The 20,583-nt window shown below is 61.8% G+C and carries 15 protein-coding genes and 2 pseudogenes; 14 read left to right on the top strand and 3 right to left on the bottom strand.

Annotated features, from left to right (window positions below; all coding sequences use genetic code 11):
* Positions 1-35: 35 nt before the first annotated feature.
* Positions 36-437 carry a lysozyme inhibitor LprI family protein gene (locus tag AACW30_RS00395; RefSeq protein WP_119737558.1) on the bottom strand — a complete coding sequence of 134 codons (402 nt, stop codon included), beginning with the start codon at positions 435-437 and terminating at the stop codon, positions 36-38.
* Positions 438-655: 218 nt separating this feature from the next.
* Between AACW30_RS00395 and AACW30_RS00390 the strand changes: the two genes are divergently transcribed.
* The 6 genes from AACW30_RS00390 (at position 656) to etfB (ending at position 8,421) form a co-directional block, all read left to right on the top strand.
* A complete protein-coding gene (locus AACW30_RS00390) occupies positions 656-1,633 on the top strand; it encodes a dipeptidase (protein ID WP_119737560.1) in 978 nt (325 codons plus the stop codon).
* Positions 1,634-1,710: 77 nt separating this feature from the next.
* Entirely contained in the window at positions 1,711-2,241 is a 531-nt protein-coding gene (locus AACW30_RS00385; RefSeq protein WP_106575592.1) for a DUF5943 domain-containing protein, read from the top strand.
* Between the two features lie 16 nt (positions 2,242-2,257).
* Positions 2,258-4,318, top strand: coding sequence for a dimethylglycine demethylation protein DgcA (dgcA, locus tag AACW30_RS00380; protein WP_119737562.1), 2,061 nt, complete (start codon positions 2,258-2,260; stop codon positions 4,316-4,318).
* Between the two features lie 158 nt (positions 4,319-4,476).
* A complete protein-coding gene (gene dgcB / locus AACW30_RS00375; RefSeq protein WP_200622093.1) occupies positions 4,477-6,420 on the top strand; it encodes a dimethylglycine demethylation protein DgcB in 1,944 nt (647 codons plus the stop codon).
* A complete protein-coding gene (gene etfA / locus AACW30_RS00370; RefSeq protein WP_200622091.1) occupies positions 6,420-7,640 on the top strand; it encodes an electron transfer flavoprotein subunit alpha in 1,221 nt (406 codons plus the stop codon). Before dgcB ends, etfA begins: the two co-directional genes overlap by 1 nt.
* A 10-nt stretch (positions 7,641-7,650) precedes the next feature.
* Positions 7,651-8,421, top strand: coding sequence for an electron transfer flavoprotein subunit beta (gene etfB, locus AACW30_RS00365; protein ID WP_119737570.1), 771 nt, complete (start codon positions 7,651-7,653; stop codon positions 8,419-8,421).
* 865 nt (positions 8,422-9,286) lie between these two features.
* Here the strand turns inward: etfB and gbcA are convergent.
* Entirely contained in the window at positions 9,287-10,582 is a 1,296-nt protein-coding gene (gene gbcA / locus AACW30_RS00360; RefSeq protein ID WP_106575586.1) for a glycine-betaine demethylase subunit GbcA, read from the bottom strand.
* A gap of 283 nt (positions 10,583-10,865) precedes the next feature.
* Here gbcA and gbcB point away from each other — a divergent pair, with 283 nt between their 5' ends.
* On the top strand, positions 10,866-11,966 hold the full coding sequence (gene gbcB / locus AACW30_RS00355; RefSeq protein ID WP_106575585.1) for a glycine-betaine demethylase subunit GbcB: 1,101 nt from the start codon (positions 10,866-10,868) through the stop codon (positions 11,964-11,966).
* Between the two features lie 138 nt (positions 11,967-12,104).
* Here gbcB and AACW30_RS00350 read toward each other — a convergent pair whose 3' ends face one another.
* Positions 12,105-13,145: a threonine aldolase family protein gene (locus tag AACW30_RS00350; RefSeq protein ID WP_200622089.1), complete on the bottom strand. Its 1,041-nt coding sequence runs from the start codon at positions 13,143-13,145 to the stop codon at positions 12,105-12,107.
* A gap of 90 nt (positions 13,146-13,235) precedes the next feature.
* Between AACW30_RS00350 and AACW30_RS00345 the strand changes: the two genes are divergently transcribed.
* The 7 genes and pseudogenes from AACW30_RS00345 (at position 13,236) to AACW30_RS00315 (ending at position 20,470) form a co-directional block, all read left to right on the top strand.
* The gene (locus AACW30_RS00345; protein WP_200622087.1) at positions 13,236-13,964 is read left to right on the top strand and encodes a TraX family protein; all 729 of its coding nucleotides are present in this window, start codon (positions 13,236-13,238) and stop codon (positions 13,962-13,964) included.
* A gap of 99 nt (positions 13,965-14,063) precedes the next feature.
* Positions 14,064-14,177, top strand: a pseudogene (locus AACW30_RS00340) (TraX family protein); the annotation flags it as partial.
* 92 nt (positions 14,178-14,269) lie between these two features.
* Positions 14,270-14,377, top strand: a pseudogene (locus AACW30_RS00335) (TraX family protein); the annotation flags it as partial.
* A gap of 234 nt (positions 14,378-14,611) precedes the next feature.
* Positions 14,612-15,865, top strand: coding sequence for a serine hydroxymethyltransferase (glyA, locus tag AACW30_RS00330; RefSeq protein WP_106575582.1), 1,254 nt, complete (start codon positions 14,612-14,614; stop codon positions 15,863-15,865).
* Positions 15,866-15,887: 22 nt separating this feature from the next.
* Complete coding sequence (locus AACW30_RS00325; protein ID WP_010207084.1) at positions 15,888-17,138, top strand: sarcosine oxidase subunit beta; 1,251 nt, start codon at positions 15,888-15,890, stop codon at positions 17,136-17,138.
* Between the two features lie 15 nt (positions 17,139-17,153).
* On the top strand, positions 17,154-17,456 hold the full coding sequence (locus tag AACW30_RS00320) for a sarcosine oxidase subunit delta (RefSeq protein WP_074847785.1): 303 nt from the start codon (positions 17,154-17,156) through the stop codon (positions 17,454-17,456).
* Positions 17,453-20,470, top strand: a complete 3,018-nt coding sequence (locus AACW30_RS00315) for a sarcosine oxidase subunit alpha (protein WP_200622084.1) — start codon at positions 17,453-17,455, stop codon at positions 20,468-20,470. The genes AACW30_RS00320 and AACW30_RS00315 overlap by 4 nt, the downstream gene beginning before the upstream one ends.
* The last annotated feature ends 113 nt before the right edge of the window (positions 20,471-20,583 follow it).

Raw genomic sequence — 20,583 nt, 5'->3', positions numbered from 1 at the left:
TTCCTTTTCAATAATCCTTGGCGCTTGCAACCGGCTTATTCCTGGCCGATCGACTCCAAAAACTCCGACCGCTCATCACTCATCCGCGCCAGGCAGTCATTGAGTTGAATCGCGTATTCCTTGCTGCCGTTGACTGCCGGAAAGGTGTCCACTGCGCAATCGGCGTCACGTAGTTTTTCCCACTTTTGCTGAGCATCCTTCAGACGAGCGGTAATGTCGGCCAATTGCGACTTGTTGCTGCCATAGGTCGAACCCATGCGTTCCAGCAGGCCTTGATAGTTGTCTTTGAGCAATTGTTCGGCGGTGGTTTTGTTGTAAGTGGCGCATTCCAGGGTTTGTTTGTCGTTTTCGATGCCATCGCAGGGCGTGTTGTCGGTGTCTTCGGCCGCGTGGACGCCGGTTGCGATGAGTGCCAAAGCCAGGAAAATCGATTTCATTGCGCCGTCTCATTTCAGGTGATGCGGAATTCTGGCTCAAGCGTAAGACAAAGAACAGTCGTCAGTCAGACGTGTCATGTAGGCCTTTGTCGCGGATTGACGCTTTCGGCAATTCCCCTGTCGTTTTTGCACCCGGTTCGTTCAGCCCCTGGGCATATGCTGGCCCCAAAGCGCCGGCAGACGATTCGGCGCATGAATCGCCAATAAGGGGACGCCTGATGAGCCCAGCGCAATTGCACGCCGACAGCATCGTTATCGACGGGCTGATCATTGCCAAGTGGAACCGCGACCTGTTCGAGGACATGCGCAAAGGTGGGCTGACCGCCGCCAACTGCACCGTGTCGGTGTGGGAAGGCTTCCAGGCCACGATCAACAACATCGTGGCCAGCCAGACCCTGATCCGTGAGAACAGCGACCTGGTGATCCCGGTGAAAACCACCGCCGACATCCGCAAAGCCAAGGAACAGGGCAAAACCGGCATCATCTTCGGCTTCCAGAACGCCCATGCGTTTGAAGACCAGTTGGGCTACGTCGAGATCTTCAAGCAGCTCGGGGTTGGCGTGGTGCAGATGTGCTACAACACCCAGAACCTGGTGGGCACCGGTTGCTACGAGCGCGACGGCGGCCTGTCAGGCTTTGGCCGTGAGGTCGTCGGCGAGATGAACCGCGTCGGCATCATGTGCGACCTGTCCCACGTCGGCTCCAAAACCAGCGAAGAAGTCATCCTCGAATCGAAAAAGCCGGTGTGCTACTCCCACTGCCTGCCGTCCGGGCTTAAAGAGCACCCACGCAACAAATCCGATGAAGAACTCAAGTTCATCGCCGACCACGGCGGTTTTGTCGGCGTGACCATGTTTGCGCCATTCCTGGCCAAGGGTATTGATTCGACCATCGACGACTACGCCGAAGCCATCGAATACACCATGAACATCGTCGGCGAAGACGCCATCGGCATCGGTACCGACTTCACCCAGGGCCATGGCCAGGATTTCTTCGAAATGCTGACCCATGACAAGGGCTACGCCCGCCGCCTGACCAGCTTCGGCAAGATCATCAACCCGCTGGGCATCCGCACCGTGGGCGAGTTTCCCAACCTCACCGAGACCTTGCTCAAGCGCGGTCACAGCGAGCGCGTGGTGCGCAAGATCATGGGCGAGAACTGGGTCAACGTCTTAAAGGACGTCTGGGGCGAATAAGCCACCGCCAACACTTCTTTTCCCCAGGCCATCCGGTGCCTGGGGCATTCAAACGAATTTTCTGGAGTTAAGTTTCCATGGCCAAGATCGCCCCGCAATTGCCTATCGAAGTCGACAGCGAAACCGGTGTCTGGACCTCCGACGCCCTGCCGATGCTGTACGTGCCGCGCCACTTTTTCGTCAACAACCACATGGGCATTGAAGAAGTCCTGGGCAGCGAGGCCTACGCCGAAATCCTCTACAAGGCCGGCTACAAATCCGCCTGGCACTGGTGTGAAAAAGAAGCTGAATGCCACGGCCTGGAAGGCGTCGCGGTGTTCGAACACTACATGAAGCGCTTGTCGCAACGCGGCTGGGGCCTGTTCAAGATCCAGGACATCGACCTCGACAAAGGCACCGCCAGCGTCAAGCTCGAGCACTCGGCATTTGTCTACGTGTACGGCAAGGTCGGGCGCAAGGTCGACTACATGTTCACCGGCTGGTTTGCCGGCGCCATGGACCAGATTCTGCAGGCGCGCGGCAGCCAGATCCGCACCGTGGCCGAGCAAGTGTACGGAGGCTCCGAAGAGGGCCACGACGACGGCCTGTTCACCGTCAAGCCGTTGTAAGTCGAGGAACCGTGCCATGGCTTTCGAAGCAATGTTCGCGCCGATCCAGATCGGCAAACTGACCATCCGCAACCGCGTGCTCAGTACCGCCCATGCCGAGGTGTATGCCACCGACGGCGGCATGACCACCGACCGCTATGTGAAGTATTACGAAGAGAAAGCCAAGGGCGGGATCGGCCTGGCGATCTGCGGCGGTTCTTCCAGTGTGGCCATCGACAGCCCGCAAGGCTGGTGGAAGTCGGTGAACCTGGCCGACGACCGCATCATCCCGCACTTCCAGAACCTGGCCGATGCCATGCACAAGCATGGCGCCAAGATCATGATCCAGATTACCCACATGGGCCGTCGCTCACGTTGGGACGGTGAGCATTGGCCCACGCTGCTGTCGCCCTCGGGCATCCGCGAGCCGGTGCACCGCGCCACCTGCAAAACCATCGAGCCGGAAGAAATCTGGCGCGTGATCGGCAACTACGCCAGCGCGGCGGCGCGCGCCAAGGCCGGTGGCCTGGACGGCGTGGAGTTGTCGGCGGTGCACCAGCACATGATCGACCAGTTCTGGAGCCCGCGCGTCAACAAGCGCACTGACGAATGGGGCGGCAGCTTCGAAAATCGCATGCGTTTCGGCCTTGAGGTATTGAAGGCTGTGCGGGCTGAGGTCGGCCCGGATTTCTGCGTCGGCATCCGCCTGTGCGGTGATGAATTTCACCCGGACGGCCTGTCCCACGAGGACATGAAACAGATCGCCAAGTATTACGACGACACCGGCATGTTGGACTTTATCGGTGTGGTCGGCTCGGGCTGTGATACCCACAACACCCTGGCCAACGTGATCCCGAACATGAGTTATCCACCGGAGCCGTTTTTGCACCTGGCCGCCGGCATCAAGGAAGTGGTCAAGGCCCCGGTGCTGCACGCGCAGAACATCAAGGACCCGAACCAGGCCACGCGCATTCTGGAAGGCGGCTACGTGGACATGGTCGGCATGACCCGTGCGCACATCGCCGATCCGCACCTGATCGCCAAGATCAAGATGGGCCAGATCGACCAGATCAAGCAGTGCGTCGGCGCCAACTATTGCATCGACCGCCAGTACCAAGGGCTGGATGTGCTGTGCATCCAGAACGCCGCGACCTCGCGTGAATACATGGGCGTGCCGCACATCATCGAGAAATCCACCGGGCCCAAACGCAAAGTCGTGGTGGTCGGTGCCGGGCCCGCCGGGATGGAAGCGGCGCGCGTCGCCGCCGAGCGTGGGCATGACGTGACGTTGTTCGAGAAGAAAGAGTTTATCGGCGGGCAAATCACCACCGCTTCCAAAGCGCCGCAGCGCGACCAGATTGCCGGGATCACGCGCTGGTTCCAGCTGGAGCTGGCGCGCCTGAACGTGGACCTGCGCCTGGGCGTGGCGGCGAACGCCGATGCGATCCTCGACTTGCGCCCGGACGTGGTGGTGCTGGCCGTCGGCGGGCACCCGTTCCTGGAGCAGAACGAACACTGGGGCGCAGCAGAAGGCCTGGTGGTCAGCAGTTGGGACGTGCTCGACGGCAAGGTCGCGCCGGGCAAAAACGTGCTGGTGTACGACACCATCTGCGAGTTCACCGGCATGTCGGTGGCGGACTTTTTGGCGGACAAAGGCAGCCAGGTCGAAATCGTCACCGATGACATCAAGCCGGGCGTGGCCGTGGGCGGTACGTCGTTCCCGACGTACTACCGCAGCATGTACCCCAAAGAAGTGATCATGACCGGCGACATGATGCTGGAAAAGGTCTACCGCGAAGGCGACAAGCTGGTGGCGGTGCTGGAGAACGAATATACCGGCGCCAAGGAAGAACGCGTGGTCGATCAAGTGGTGGTCGAGAACGGTGTGCGTCCGGATGAGGAAATCTACTACGCGCTCAAGCAGGGTTCGCGCAACAAAGGCCAGATGGACATCGAAGCGCTGTTCGCGATCAAGCCGCAGCCGTGCCTGAGCGAGCCGGGCGAGGGGTACTTGCTGTTCCGCATCGGTGACTGTGTGGCGCAGCGTAATACCCACGCCGCGATCTATGACGCCCTGCGCCTGTGCAAGGATTTCTGACGAGGTGAACTCGGCCAAAAAGGTGGGAGGGGGCTTGCCCCCGATGGCGGCGGGCCAGGTGATACAGCTGTAGCTGACCCACCGCTTTCGGGGGCAAGCCCCCTCCCACATTCAGGCCCGTTTCACAGTAGATATGTGCGGTTTGTGGGAGCTTCACCATGTTGAACACCTTGCTGCCTGTTCTTTTGTTCGCGGCGCTGGGCCTGGCTTTGCTGGGCGCCCTGCGCCGGGTGAACATGTGGCGCCGCGGCCGTGCCTCCAAGGTCGACCTGCTCGGCGGTCTGCTGGCCATGCCCAAGCGCTACATGGTCGATCTGCACCACGTGGTGGCCCGCGACAAATACATCGCCAACACCCACGTCGCCACCGCCCTGGGCTTTGTGCTCTCGGCGTTGCTGGCGATTCTGGTGCACGGTTTCGGCCTGCATAACCGCATCCTCGGCTACGCCTTGCTGCTGGCGTCGATGCTGATGTTTGTCGGCGCCACGTTTGTCTATCTGCGCCGTCGTAACCCGCCGTCGCGCCTGTCGAAAGGCCCGTGGATGCGCCTGCCGAAAAGCCTGATGGCGTTCTCGGTGAGCTTCTTCCTGGTGACTTTGCCGGTGGCCGGGATTCTGCCGGCCGACTTCGGCGGCTGGCTACTGGCGGCATTGCTCAGCCTGGGCGTGCTGTGGGGCGTGTCGGAAATGTTCTTCGGCATGACCTGGGGCGGCCCGATGAAACACGCCTTCGCCGGTGCGCTGCACCTGGCCTGGCACCGCCGCGCCGAACGCTTTGGTGGCGGCCGCTCCACCGGCCTGAAGCCGCTGGACTTGAGCGATAAAACCGCGCCGCTGGGCGTGGAAAAACCCAAGGACTTTACCTGGAACCAACTGCTCGGCTTCGACGCATGCGTGCAGTGCGGCAAGTGCGAAGCCGCGTGCCCGGCGTTCGCCGCCGGCCAGCCGTTGAACCCGAAGAAGTTGATCCAGGACATGGTCGTCGGCCTGGCCGGTGGCACTGATGCCAAGTTCGCCGGCAGCCCGTATCCCGGCAAACCGGTGGGCGAACACGGCGGCAACCCGCACCAGCCGATCGTCAACGGGCTGGTGGATGCCCAAACCCTGTGGTCATGCACCACCTGCCGCGCCTGCGTGGAAGAGTGCCCGATGATGATCGAGCACGTGGACGCCATCGTCGACATGCGCCGCCACCTCACCCTGGAAAAAGGCGCGACGCCGAACAAGGGTGCCGAAGTCCTGGAAAACCTGATCGCCACCGATAACCCCGGCGGTTTCGCACCGGGCGGCCGCCTGAATTGGGCGGCGGATCTGAACCTGCCGCTGTTCAGTGAAAAAGGCAGCGCCGACGTGTTGTTCTGGGTCGGCGACGGTGCCTTCGACATGCGCAACCAACGCACCCTGCGCGCCTTCGTCAAAGTGCTGAAAGCGGCCAAGGTCGACTTCGCGGTGCTCGGCCTGGAAGAGCGCGACAGCGGCGACGTCGCGCGGCGCCTGGGCGATGAAGCCACGTTCCAACTGTTGGCCACGCGCAATATCCAGACCCTGGAAAAATACTGCTTCAAGCGCATCGTCACCTGTGACCCCCACAGCTTCCACGTACTGAAAAATGAGTACGGCGCCTTCAACGGTAACTATCGGGTGCAGCACCACAGCACCTTTATGGCCGAACTGATCGGCGAAGGCGCGTTGAACCTGGGTCAGCACAAAGGCAACAGCGTGACCTATCACGACCCTTGTTACCTGGGCCGTTACAACGGCGAATACGAGGCGCCGCGCCAAGTGCTGCGCGCGCTGGGCATCGAGGTCAAGGAGATGCAACGCTCGGGCTTCCGTTCACGCTGCTGCGGTGGCGGTGGCGGTGCACCGATCACTGACATTCCCGGCAAGCAACGTATTCCCGACATGCGCATGGACGACATCCGTGAAACCGGCGCCGAGCTGGTGGCCGTGGGTTGTCCACAGTGCACGGCGATGCTTGAAGGTGTGGTTGAACCACGCCCATTGATCAAGGACATCGCCGAACTGGTGGCTGACGCTTTGCTTGAAGACGCAGCACCGGCCAAGTCTGCAACCCAACGTGAACCTGCGGAGGTGCATTGATGAGCGACGTTATCCGCCGAGACCCACGGGCCGAATGGATCGCCCGCAACCGCCTGCACCCACTGCATGCGGCGATGCAGCCGCAGCAACACAGCTGGATGGGACCCAACGGCGTCATCCGCAAGAACGTACATGGGGTCGGTTTTATCGGCCCTAACGGTATCAAGCGTATCGACCGCAGCGGTGCCCAGCAGGGCGGCGCGGCCAAGCGCAAAGCGGCGGTGGAGGTGCTGTTGCCATTGCATCAGGTGCCAGCGCCGGCGTTTTACATCAGCGTGGTGCCGGACATGGTCGGCGGCCGCCTGAGCAGCCACGACCGCGACGTGCTCGGCTTGGCGCGGCAACTCGCCGGCAGCGACGGCGCCGTGCTGGCGGTGGTGTTTGGCGAGCACAAGGAAAGTGCCTTTGCCACGGCAGGCGTTGATCGCCTGCTGGTGTTGGAAGGTCACGCATTCGACGGTTATTCACCGGAGCAACGCGTGCAAGGCCTGCGGGCTGTGGATAACCAGTTCAACCCGCGCCACTGGCTGCTGCCGGACAGCCGCAGCGGCGGTGGTGAGTTGGGGCGGCGCTTTGCCGCGAGCCTCAAGGAACGCCCGGCCACGCGGGTGTGGCAGATCAAGGGCGAGGAGTGCATCGGCCGCGCGGGTGCGGGCCAGGAAGACCTGGCCCGGCAATTGCCGCGCCTGATCCTGGCGGCCGTGGAGTGCGCCGAACCGGTCAGCGAAACACGTCACGAAGCGTTGCCCGTGGAGTTATCCACACCCTTGGCGCGCAGCTTGCCGCGTATCGAAGACCTCGGCGCGGTGGCGGTGGACCCCGGCGCGATTCCCATGGCCGAAGCGGAGTTTATTTTCTCCGGCGGCAATGGCGTGAAGGACTGGGCACTGTTCCACCGGACCGCCGCGGCGCTGGGCGCCACCGAAGGCGCCTCGCGGGTGGCGGTGGACGATGGCTTTATGGCGCGTGATCGCCAGGTCGGCGCCAGTGGCACCTGGGTCACCGCGCGGGTTTACGTGGCCGTGGGCATTTCCGGGGCGATCCAGCACCTGCAAGGCATTGGCGCCTGCGACAAGGTGGTGGCAATCAACCTCGACCCCGGCTGCGACATGATCAAGCGTGCCGACCTGTCGGTGATCGGCGAGAGCGCCGCGATTCTGCAAGCCTTGATCGCTGCGGTCGAGGCCTACCGTAACGGCGCCAAGCGCGATGCGGCTTAAGGACATGACCATGACAACGCCTGTAATCAGCTTGGTATCCATCGGCGCCCACCCCACTTCCGGCCGGCCACGCCGCGCGGAGCAGGATGCCCGCGCCGTCGAGTTGGGCCTGCAAATGGCGGGGGATAAGTTGCAGGTGCTGCACGCCGGCAACATTCACGAGCCGACGTTGCGCAGTTACCTGGGCATGGGTTTGGCGCAATTGCACGTGCTTGAGCAGCCGGCCGGCGCTGACGCCTTGCCGGCCCTCAGCGATTACCTGCGCGATGCCGGTGCCCAGGTGGTGCTCACCGGCAGCCAGGCGGAAACCGGCGAGGGCTCGGGCATGTTGCCGTTTCTGCTGGCCGAGCAACTGGGCTGGCCGCTGATTGTCGGGCTGGCGCAGGTGGAGTCCATCGACGGCGGCATCGCCCACGTGCTGCAAGCCTTGCCGCGTGGGCAGCGGCGGCGCTTGAAGGTGCGCCTGCCGTTTCTGGCCACGGTGGACAACGCCGCGCCCAAGCCACGGCAAAGCGCCTACGGCCCTGGGCAGCGCGGCGCATTGGCCGCCCATGACGTCGAGATTGAGCAGGACGAGTTATTCACAGGTGCGGTGCTGCAGCCGGCGAAGCCTCGGCCCAAGCGCCTCAAGGTGATCAAGGCCAAGAGCGGCGCCGACCGTATGAAGGCTGCCACGGCCAAGGCCAGCGGCGGCGGTGGGCAAGTGCTCAAGGGGCTGAGCCCCGAGGCGGGTGCCGAGGCCATTCTCAAGCTGCTTATTGAAGAAGGCGTGGTGCGGTGATTTTCTGTCGGAGCTGGTTTGTGTGGGAGCTGGCTTGCCTGCGATAGCCTCACGTCGGTCTAACTGATAAACCGAGTTGCCTGCATCGCGGACAAGCCCGGCTCCCACATTTGATTAGTGGGCTTACCCACAATCCCTGTTGATCCACCTGTGGATAACCTGTTCGCGGCTGTCCACACCCCCTGTATATCAAGCCCTGCAGCCCGCTGTACGAAAAACAACCAGCCTAACTGACGGTTTTTGCTTGGGTTTTTCCACAAGCGTGGGCATCGCCCGAGACACACTTGCCCCCAAAGTCTGTTGGCGCTTCTGTGGATAAGATGTTCGCTATCGGCTACAGGCCTTATAAAAAAAGGCCTTCAGTGGGTTGTTTAAAATATGATCAATTCGTCTGGTTTGCCGACGGAAACCCCTGAATCGCCTGAATTGTGAAGCTTTGACGCGGTTTTCCACAGCATTGACAAAGTTGCCCCCAAAGTCTGTTGGTGCTTCTGTGGATAAGGTGTTTGCGTAGTTCTACAGGCCACGTGATCAGAGGCTTTCAGAGGTTTGGTTAATAAATGATCAGGTGCGGTGAAAACTGCAAGACTTGAATAAGTCACGGATTTTCTTCATTTAATTCGAAGAAGAAGGTGCACTTGCCCACAATTGCTGTGGGTGGCTTTGTGGATAAGTTGTTGGGCGAAGGCTGGAGGGCAGGGCCGTAAAGGGTTGCAAGGCAGTTGATCAACTTTTGAACAGTGCGCAAACCTAATGTGGGAGCGGGCGTGCTCGCGAAGGCGGTCTGTCAGTCGCCACATGTGCTGGCTGATCCGCCGCATTCGCGGGCAAGCCCGCTCCCACATTTTGATCGGTCGCGTGTCAGTTACTCGTGTACGGCCACGCCCTTGAGATACGGCGCAGGCGCAGCGCCCAGGTTGCTCAGCAAACGCTCGCTGTACCAATCCACAAAATTCACCACACCAAACTCATACGTCTTGGAGTAAGGCCCTGGCTGATAGGCGGTGGAGTTGATCCCGCGCTGGTTTTCTTCAGCCAGGCGACGGTCCTGGTCGTTGGTGGCGTCCCACACTTTGCGCATGCGCTCCACGTCGTAGTCCACGCCTTCGACGGCGTCCTTGTGCACGATCCACTTGGTGGTAACCATGGTTTCCTGGGCGCTGATCGGCCACACGGTGAACACGATGATGTGATCGCCCATGCAGTGGTTCCACGAGTGCGGCAGGTGCAGGATGCGCATCGAGCCCAGGTCCGGGTTCTTGATGCGGCCCATCAGCTTGTTGCAGCCTTGTTTGCCGTCCAGGGTCATCGACACGGTGCCTTTGAGCAGTGGCATGCGCACGATGCGGTTACGCAGGCCGAAGCTGGCGTGGGCGTAAGGGATCTTCTCGGCATCCCACGCGGCGGCGGAAGCGGCGACGTGGTCCTTGAAGGCCTGGTCGGCGCGCGGATCGGTGACGTCGTCCCACTCCAGCAGGGTTTTCAACAGTTCCGGGTGCGAGGCGTTGCAGTGGTAGCACTCGCGGTTGTTTTCCAGCACCAGCTTCCAGTTGGCTTTTTCGAACAAGGTGGTCTGGATCGCCACCTTGGTGTTTTCCATGTCGTAGGGTTCCATGTAGTGGTTCAGCGTCGACAGGAAGTCGTCGATGGCCGGCGGGTTCTCGGCCAGGCTGATGAAGATGTAGCCGCCGGCGGTCTTCACGTTCACGGGTTTCAAGCCGTACTGCTTCATGTCGAAGTCGGCGCCCATCTCGGTGCCGGCGAACAGCAGGCGGCCGTCCAGCTCGTAGGTCCACTGGTGGTAGTGGCAGACGAGTTTGGCGACCTTGCCCTTGTCGCTGGTGCACAGGCGTGAGCCACGGTGACGGCACACGTTGTGAAAGGCATGCACCACGCCCTCGGCGCCACGGATCACGATGATCGGATTCTTGCCCACTTGCAGGGTCAGGTAGTTGCCCTTGGTGGGAATCTCGCAGGTCATGCCGGCGATCAACCACTCTTTCTGGAAGATCTCCTGCATGTCGATATCAAACAGCCGCTCGTCAGAGTAAAACGGCTGCGGCAGCGAAAAAGTGCGCTCGCGCTCTTGCAGCATTTGCGCGGTGGCCTTGCGTGCGGGTTCCAGCGGATCGCCCAAGCTTAAGGTTGCGGTGACGTCCATCGTGTGTGTCCTCAGGGCCATTCTGTGTGGCCGGCGAAAAGTGGCTAATCAGGTTTTGCAGCAAGGCGTAAAGAAAGCGTCTGTGTTGGGAGCGAGTGTGGGCCCGGCAAAGGCCAGAACCTTGTCCATTAGCGACATGGCCCACTCTGATCCCGACGCGCAACCCCCGTGGTATGGGGGCTGGTCGCGATAAGTATGTGAATGTCGCAGATAGGTAAATGGACGCTTCTCGCGTTACGCAGAATCGCCACCATCAGGCCGATATACGGCTGCGGAGAACAGCATGTCCAACAGCTTCCTGAATCCGGTCACCACCCAGACCTGGGCCAATGGTCGGCACATTGTCCGTTGCGTCAAAGTCATCCAGGAAACCTGGGACGTGCGCACCTTCTGCTTTATGGCCGACCAGCCGATCCTGTTCTTTTTCAAGCCGGGGCAGTTCGTCACCCTGGAGCTGGAAATCGACGGCCAGCCGATCATGCGCTCCTACACCATCTCCAGTTCACCGTCGGTGCCGTACAGCTTTTCGGTGACGATCAAGCGCGTGCCGGGCGGCAAAGTCTCCAACTGGCTGCACGACACGCTGCACGAAGGCCAGGAGCTGGCGGTGCACGGGCCGGTGGGGCTGTTCAATGCCATCGATTTCAGCAACCCGAAAGTGCTGTATCTGAGCGGCGGCGTCGGTATCACGCCGGTGATGTCCATGGCGCGTTGGTATTACGACACCAACGCCAATGTCGACATGACGTTTATCCACAGCGCGCGCTCGCCCAAAGACATCATTTACCACCGCGAGCTGGAACACATGGCATCGCGAATCGACAACTTCAGCCTGCACCTGATCTGTGAAAAACACGGCCTCGGCGAGCCCTGGGCCGGTTATCGCGGCTACCTGAACCACAAGATGCTCGAACTGATGGTGCCGGACTTCCTTGAGCGCGAAGTGTTCTGCTGCGGCCCTACGCCGTACATGAACGCGGTGAAGCGTCTGCTGGAAGTGGCGGGCTTTGACATGACGCGCTACCACGAAGAGTCCTTCGGCGCGACGCCGCCGGAAGCGCGTGCCGACGCGGTGGAGCAAGCCGAACAGGCCGCTGACGCCCCCGAAATCGACTTGGCCGACCTGCATCAGGTGGAGTTCATTGCGTCGGGCAAGAGCATTCGCGTGGCGCCGGGCGAAACCGTCCACGCCGCTGCGGCCAAGCTTGGTTTGCTGATTCCCAAAGCCTGCGGCATGGGCATCTGCGGCACCTGCAAGGTGATGAAGCTGGGCGGGGAGGTCGAGATGGACCACAACGGCGGGATTACCGAGGAAGACGAGGCCGAAGGCTACATCCTGTCGTGCTGCAGCGTGCCGAAGGGTGATGTTCGGATCGAGTTCTGATAGGCCAAACCCTCAAGCGGGCAGGGGCAAATGTGGGAGGGGGCTTGCCCCCGATGGCAGTGGAACAGTCACTGATGCATTGACTGAAAGACTGCTATCGGGGGCAGGCCCCCTCTCACATTTTGTTCAGTGGTGAATTCAGGCGCCCATCACTTCGCGTATATCGGCTGCCAATTCGCGCACGCGCTCTTCCTCGGTATCCCAGGCACACATGAACCGCGCGCCACCTTTGCCGATGAAGGTGTAGAAGCGCCAGCCCTTGGACGTCAGCGCCTCGATGGCCGCTTCCGAGAGCTGCAGGAACACGCCGTTGGCTTGCACCGGGAACATCAACTCCACACCAGGAATGTCCGCCACCAGGCTGCTCAGCAATTGCGCGCAGTGGTTGGCGTGACGGGCGTGTTTGAGCCAGGCGTCGTTTTCCAGCAAGCCCACCCAGGGTGCCGAGAGAAAGCGCATCTTTGATGCAAGCTGACCGGCCTGTTTGCAGCGGTAATCGAAGTCTTCAGCCAATTTGTGGTTGAAGAACAGGATGGCTTCACCCACCGCCATGCCGTTTTTCGTGCCGCCGAAGCACAATACGTCCACGCCGGCTTTCCACGTCAGGTCGGCCGGGGAGCAGCCGAGGAACGCGCAGGCGTTGGAAAAGCGTGCGCCGTCCATGTGCAGGTTCAGGCCCAGTTCCTTGCAGGTGGCACTGATCGCGCGGATTTCTTGCGGGGTGTACACGCTGCCGACTTCGGTGGCTTGGGTCAGGGTGACTACGCGTGGTTTGGGGTAGTGAATGTCCTGGCGCTTGAGCGCGATCTCGCGGATCGACTCGGGGGTCAGCTTGCCGTTTTCGGTGCGGGCGGTGAGCAGCTTGGAGCCGTTGGAGAAAAACTCCGGCGCGCCGCATTCGTCGGTTTCGACGTGGGCGGTTTCCGAGCAAATCACGCTATGGTAGCTCTGGCACAGCGAGGACAACGCCAGGGAGTTGGCGGCGGTGCCGTTGAAGGCGAAGAATACTTCGCAGTCGGTTTCGAACAGATTGCGGAAACCGTCGGCGGCGCGGTGGGTCCATTCATCATCGCCGTAGGCGCGCTGATGGCCCTGGTTGGCGAGTTCCATGGCGGCCCAGGCTTCCGGGCAAATGCCGGAATAGTTGTCGCTGGCGAATTGTTGGCTCTTGTCGGTCATGGCCCATTCCTGTGGTCGATGTTGGTGCGCACTGTAACCAAGAATGTTGGGCGGGCGCACGCACTGTAAATGCAAAGTCACTGGGGAATTATGCACGGTACTGAAACGATTCCTGCCAAGCAGGCGCGCGATGGCGCCCTGGACCTGCTCAAGTGGCTGGCGCTGCTGAGCATGGTCCTGGATCACCTGCGCTATGTCGGCTTGAGCCTGGATGGCCTGTATGTGCCGGGGCGCCTGGCATTCCCCTGGTTTTGCCTGGCGATTGCGGCGAACCTGCACCGGGTCAAAGATGCGCCGGTAACGGGCCAATGGCGTTACCTGGGCTGGCTGCTGCTGTTCAGTGTGATCAGTGAAGTGCCGTACCGATTGTTTATCGACGATGCCGATACCTTGAACGTGTTGCCGACCCTGGCGCTGGGCCTGCTGGTTGCCCGAGGATGGCAGCAGAAGGCGCTTGTTGGTCGAGGATTGGCGCTGATCGCCCTCGTGCTGGGCGTGGTGTTTTCCACTCAACTGATGTTCGGGATTTTCGGTGTATTGCTGCCGCTGGCGATGCTGCTGGTGTTCAGTCGGACATGGTATTTCGGCGTGTTGCCGGGGTTGGTCTGCGTGGCGGCGAATCAATGGCAGATTTTGCTCAACAGCGGCTCAACCGTGGCACTGACCGGGTTGGCCGCCTGCCTGATCGCGCCTTTGGCTGGCTTGGTCTTATTGCGACATGCCCAAAACGTCTCGCCGCCCGCCATGCGGCGCTGGGCGTATGCACTCTATCCCGTGCATTTTCTGCTGCTGCTACTCGTGCGCCAGATCATCGCCTAACCCCTGTGGGAGGGGGCTTGCCCCCCGATTGCGGTGTGTCAGCCAGCCTAGGTGTAAGCTGATCCGCCGCTATCGGGGGCAAGCCCCCTCCCACATTTGATCGTCTTATTGCGACACGCCAACCCTGTGACGCCACCGCCCATGCGGCGCTGGGTGTATGCACTCTATCCCGTGCATTTCCTGCTGCTACTCGTGCGCCAGATCATCGCCTAACCCCTGTGGGAGGGGGCTTGCCCCCGATTGCGGTGTGTCAGCCAGCCTAGGTGCAAGCTGATCCACCGCTATCGGGGGCAAGCCCCCTCCAACATTTGCAACACGCCAACCCTGTGACGCCGCCCGCCATGCGGCGCTGGGCGTATGCCCTCTATCCCGTGCATTTTCTGCTGCTACTCGTGCGCCAGATCATCGCCTAACCCCTGTGGGAGGGGGCTTGCCCCCGATTGCGGTGTGTCAGCCAGCCTAGGTGCAAGCTGATCCACCGCTATCGAGGGCAAGCCCCTCCCACATTTGATCGGTGTTGTTGCCGCTATGTCGTAAACGCACCTTTGCGTGGCGTCCGTAGGCATTTGACCTGTCTGCGCCAGCCCTACCATCGCATCAAAGGCCCTGCACGGGCCTCAACAATACGAAAGGCTGGGAGAGACGCGATGTTCAGCAAAAAAGACCAGATCCAGGGATATGACGACGCCTTGCTGGCGGCGATGAATGCCGAGGAGCAGCGTCAGGAAGATCATATCGAGCTGATCGCGTCAGAGAACTACACCAGCAAACGCGTGATGGAAGCTCAGGGCAGCGGCCTCACCAACAAATACGCCGAAGGCTACCCCGGCAAGCGCTACTACGGCGGCTGCGAGCATGTGGACAAGGTTGAAGCCCTGGCCATCGAGCGCGCCAAGCAGCTGTTCGGCGCCGATTACGCCAACGTTCAGCCGCACTCCGGCTCGTCCGCCAACAGCGCGGTGTACCTGGCGCTGCTGAACGCCGGCGACACCATCCTCGGCATGAGCCTGGCCCATGGCGGTCACTTGACCCACGGCGCCAAAGTGTCGTCCTCGGGCAAGCTGTACAACGCGGTGCAATACGGCATCAACACTGACACCGGCCTGATCGACTACGACGAAGTCGAGCGCCTGGCGGTGGAGCACAAGCCGAAGATGGTGGTGGCCGGTTTCTCCGCTTACTCCAAAACCCTGGATTTCCCGCGTTTCCGCGCGATCGCCGACAAGGTTGGCGCGCTGCTGTTCGTCGACATGGCCCACGTCGCCGGCCTGGTGGCCGCCGGTTTGTACCCGAACCCGCTGCCGTATGCCGATGTGGTCACCACCACCACCCACAAGACCCTGCGCGGTCCGCGTGGCGGCTTGATCCTGGCCAAGGCCAACGAAGAGATTGAGAAAAAACTCAACGCCGCCGTATTCCCCGGCGCCCAGGGCGGCCCGCTGATGCATGTGATCGCCGGCAAGGCGGTGTGCTTCAAGGAAGCGGCGGAGCCTGGCTTCAAGGTCTACCAGCAACAAGTGATCGAAAACGCCCAGGCCATGGCCAGTGTGTTTATCAAACGTGGCTACGACGTGGTGTCCGGCGGCACCGACAACCACCTGTTCCTGGTCAGCCTGATCCGTCAGGGCCTCACCGGCAAAGAGGCGGACGCCGCCCTTGGTCGCGCCCACATCACGGTCAACAAGAACGCCGTGCCGAATGACCCGCAGTCGCCGTTCGTGACCTCGGGCCTGCGCATCGGCACCCCGGCGGTGACCACACGTGGCTTCAAAGTGCCGCAGTGCATCGAGCTGGCCGGCTGGATCTGCGACATCCTCGACAACCTCGGCGACGCCGATGTCGAGGCCAACGTGGCCAAGCACGTGTCTGCCCTGTGCGCTGATTTCCCGGTTTATCGCTGAGCGCGGTTTTGGAGTAATGACTATGCAACGCTACTCGGGCTTCGGCCTCTTCAAGCACTCACTCAGCCACCACGAAAACTGGCAGAAGATGTGGCGCACGCCCACACCGAAAAAGGTCTACGACGTGGTCATCGTCGGCGGCGGCGGGCATGGTCTGGCGACCGCCTACTACCTGGCCAAAGAACACGGCATCACCAATGTGGCCGTGGTCGAGAAAGGCTGGCTGGGCGGCGGTAACACCGCGCGCAACACCACCATCGTGCGTTCCAACTACCTGTGGGACGAGTCGGCGCACCTGTACGAACACGCGATGAAACTGTGGGAAGGCCTGTCCCAGGACCTGAACTACAACGTGATGTTCTCCCAGCGTGGCGTCTACAACCTGTGCCACACCCTGCAAGACATCCGTGACTCCGAGCGCCGCGTCAGCGCCAACCGCCTCAACGGCGTGGACGGCGAACTGCTCAACGCCAAACAAGTGGCCGACGAGATCCCGTACCTCGACTGCTCGAAAAACACCCGCTACCCGGTACTCGGCGCCACCGTGCAACGGCGCGGCGGCGTGGCCCGTCACGATGCCGTGGCCTGGGGTTTTGCGCGAGCTGCCGACGCCCTCGGCGTGGACTTGATCCAGCAGACCGAAGTGATCGGCTTTCGCAAGGAAAACGGCGTGTGCATCGGTGTGGAAACCAACAAGGGCTTTATTGGCGCCAAGCGCGTCGGTGTGGTGACGGCCGGTAACTCCGGGCACATGGCTTCGCTCGCGGGCTTCCGCCTGCCGATCGAATCCCACCCGCTGCAAGCGCTCGTTTCCGAGCCGATCAAGCCGATTATCGACAGCGTGATCATGTCCAACGCCGTGCACGGTTACATCAGCCAGTCCGACAAGGGCGACCTGGTGATCGGCGCCGGCATCGACGGCTACAACGGCTATGGCCAGCGCGGCTCGTACCCGGTGATCGAACACACCATTCAGGCCATCGTCGAGATGTTCCCGGTGCTGTCGCGCGTACGCATGAACCGTCAGTGGGGCGGCATCGTCGACACCACGCCGGACGCCTGCCCGATCATCTCCAAGACGCCAGTGCCGAACATGTTCTTCAACTGCGGTTGGGGCACCGGTGGCTTCAAGGCCACGCCGGGCTCAGGCAACGTGTTTGCCGCGAGCCTCGCCAAGGGTGAAATGCACCCGCTGGCCGCGCCTTTCTCCATCGACCGTTTCCACAACGGCGCGTTGATCGACGAACACGGCGCTGCGGCCGTCGCCCACTAACAGGAGAAATTTCCTATGTTGCATATCTTCTGTCCTCACTGTGGCGAACTGCGCTCCGAAGAGGAATTTCACGCGTCCGGCCAAGCGCACATCCCGCGCCCGCTGGACCCGAATGCCTGCACTGATGAGCAGTGGGGCGACTACATGTTCTTCCGCGACAACCCCCGCGGGCTGCACCACGAGCTGTGGATTCACGCCGCCGGTTGCCGCCAGTATTTCAACGCCACGCGCGACACCGTGACCTACGAAATTCTTGAAACCTACAAGATAGGCACTCAGCCGCAATTCACCGCCAAGGCTTCTGGAGAGAAGGTATGAGCCAGATCAATCGCCTGTCCAACGGTGGTCGCATCGACCGTAACAAAGTCCTGACCTTCAGCTTCAACGGCCAGAGCTACAAAGGCTTTGAGGGCGACACGCTGGCCGCCGCCTTGCTGGCCAATGGCGTCGACATCATCGGCCGCAGCTTCAAGTACTCGCGCCCGCGCGGCATCTTTGCCGCCGGTGCCGAAGAGCCGAACGCGGTGCTGCAGATCGGCGCCACCGAAGCCACGCAAATCCCTAACGTGCGTGCCACGCAACAGGCGCTTTACCAGGGTTTGGTCGCCACCAGCACCAACGGCTGGCCGAGCGTGAACAACGACATGATGGGCATTCTCGGCAAGGTCGGCGGCAAGCTGATGCCACCGGGTTTCTACTACAAAACCTTCATGTACCCGCAATCGTTCTGGATGACGTACGAGAAGTACATTCGCAAGGCAGCAGGTCTGGGGCGCTCGCCCACCGAGAACGACCCGGACACCTACGACAACATGAACCGTCATTGCGACGTGCTGATTGTGGGCGCAGGCCCTGCCGGTTTATCGGCCGCCCTGGCGGCTGCGCGCAGCGGCGCGCGAGTAATCATCGCCGACGAGCAGGAAGAGTTCGGCGGCTCGCTGCTGGATTCGCGCGAAAGCCTCGACGGCAAGCCGGCCACCGAGTGGGTTGCCAGTGTGATCGCTGAGCTCAAGGCTCTGCCGGACGTGGTGCTGCTGCCCCGCGCCACCGTCAACGGTTACCACGACCACAACTTCCTGACCATTCACGAACGCCTCACCGACCACCTCGGTGACCGTGCGCCGATTGGCGTGGTGCGTCAGCGCATCCACCGTGTGCGGGCCAAGCGCGTGGTGCTGGCGACCGGTGCCTGCGAGCGCCCGTTGGTGTACGGCAACAACGACGTGCCGGGCAACATGCTCGCCGGCGCGGTCTCGACTTACGTGCGTCGTTACGGCGTGGCACCCGGTAAAAAACTGGTGCTTTCGACTAATAACGACCACGCCTACCGCGTGGCGCTGGACTGGTTCGACGCGGGCCTCACCGTCGTCGCCGTGGCCGATGCGCGCCACAACCCTCGCGGTGCGCTGGTGGAAGAAGCCCGCGCCAAAGGCATTCGCATCCTCACCGGCAGCGCCGTGATCGAAGCGCGTGGCAGCAAGCACGTGACCGCTGCTCGCGTCGCCGCCATTGACGTTAAAGCGCACAAAGTCACCAGCCCCGGTGAGTGGCTGGACTGCGACCTGGTCGCCAGCTCCGGCGGCTACAGCCCTGTCGTTCACTTGGCTTCGCACCTCGGCGGCAAGCCGACCTGGCGTGAAGACATCCTCGGTTTTGTGCCGGGCGAAGCACCGCAAAAACGCGTGTGCGTCGGTGGCATCAATGGCGTCTACGGCCTTGGCGATTCCCTGGCCGATGGCTTTGAAGGCGGCGTGCGCGCGGCCAGCGAAGCCGGTTTTGCGCCGGTGGAAGGCACACTGCCGAAAGCCTTGAGCCGTCTGGAAGAGCCGACCCTGGCGCTGTTCCAGGTGCCGCACGAGAAAGCCACTGCACGGGCACCGAAGCAATTCGTCGACCTGCAAAACGACGTCACCGCCGCCGCCATCGAACTCGCCACTCGCGAAGGTTTCGAGTCGGTCGAGCACGTCAAACGCTACACCGCGCTGGGCTTCGGCACTGACCAGGGCAAGCTCGGCAACGTCAACGGCCTGGCCATCGCGGCCCGCTCGCTGAACGTCACCATCCCGCAGATGGGCACCACGATGTTCCGCCCCAACTACACGCCGGTGACCTTCGGCGCCGTAGCGGGCCGCCACTGTGGGCACATCTTCGAACCGGTGCGCTACACCGCGCTGCACGCCTGGCACGTGAAAAACGGCGCCGAGTTTGAAGACGTCGGCCAGTGGAAACGCCCGTGGTACTTCCCGCGTAACGGTGAAGACCTGCACGCCGCCGTCAAACGCGAATGCCTGGCGGTGCGCGACAGCGTCGGCCTGCTGGATGCGTCCACCCTCGGCAAGATCGACATTCAAGGCCCGGATGCCCGCGAGTTCCTCAACCGCATCTACAGCAATGCCTGGACCAAGCTCGACGTGGGCAAGGCGCGCTACGGCCTGATGTGCAAGGAAGACGGCATGGTCTTCGACGACGGCGTGACCGCCTGCCTCGCTGACAACCACTTCCTGATGACCACCACCACCGGCGGCGCCGCGCGCGTATTGCAATGGCTGGAGATCTACCAACAGACCGAGTGGCCAGACCTGAAGGTGTACTTCACTTCGGTCACCGACCACTGGGCAACCATGACCCTGTCCGGCCCCAACAGCCGCAAGCTGCTGGCCGAAGTGACTGATATCGACCTGGACAAGGACGGCTTCCCGTTCATGACCTGGAAAGAAGGCCTGGTCGGCGGCGTGCCGGCGCGGGTGTTCCGTATTTCGTTTACCGGCGAGCTGTCGTTTGAGGTCAACGTGCAGGCCGACTACGCCATGGGCGTGCTCGAGCAGATCGTCGAGGCGGGCAAAAAGTACAACCTGACCCCGTACGGCACCGAGACCATGCACGTGCTGCGGGCCGAGAAGGGTTTCATCATCGTCGGCCAGGACACCGACGGCTCGATGACCCCGGACGACCTGAACATGGGCTGGTGCGTAGGCCGCACCAAGCCGTTCTCGTGGATCGGCTGGCGCGGGATGAACCGTGAAGACTGCGTACGTGAGGAGCGCAAGCAACTGGTGGGCTTGAAGCCGATTGATCCGACGGTGTGGCTGCCGGAAGGCGCGCAGCTGGTGTTCGATCCGAAGCAGACGATCCCGATGAAGATGGTCGGCCACGTGACCTCAAGCTATGCGCATAACTCGCTGGGTTACTCGTTTGCGATGGCGGTGGTGAAGGGCGGTTTGAAGCGCATCGGCGAGCGGGTGTTCTCACCGCAGGCCGATGGCAGCGTGATCGAGGCGGAGATTGTGTCCTCGGTGTTCTTTGATCCGAAAGGTGAGCGGCAGAACATCTGATAGACCGAGGTGCCTGTATCGGGGGCATGCCCCTCCCACATTGTGAAATGCATTCCCCTGTGGGAGGGGGCTTACCCCCGATGAGGCCAGTAGCCCCACAACAGAATTCAGAT

The sequence above is a fragment of the Pseudomonas sp. MF6747 genome (assembly GCF_963890955.1).
Taxonomy (GTDB): Bacteria; Pseudomonadota; Gammaproteobacteria; order Pseudomonadales; family Pseudomonadaceae; genus Aquipseudomonas.
This window is presented reverse-complemented; position numbering and strand designations above follow the sequence as displayed.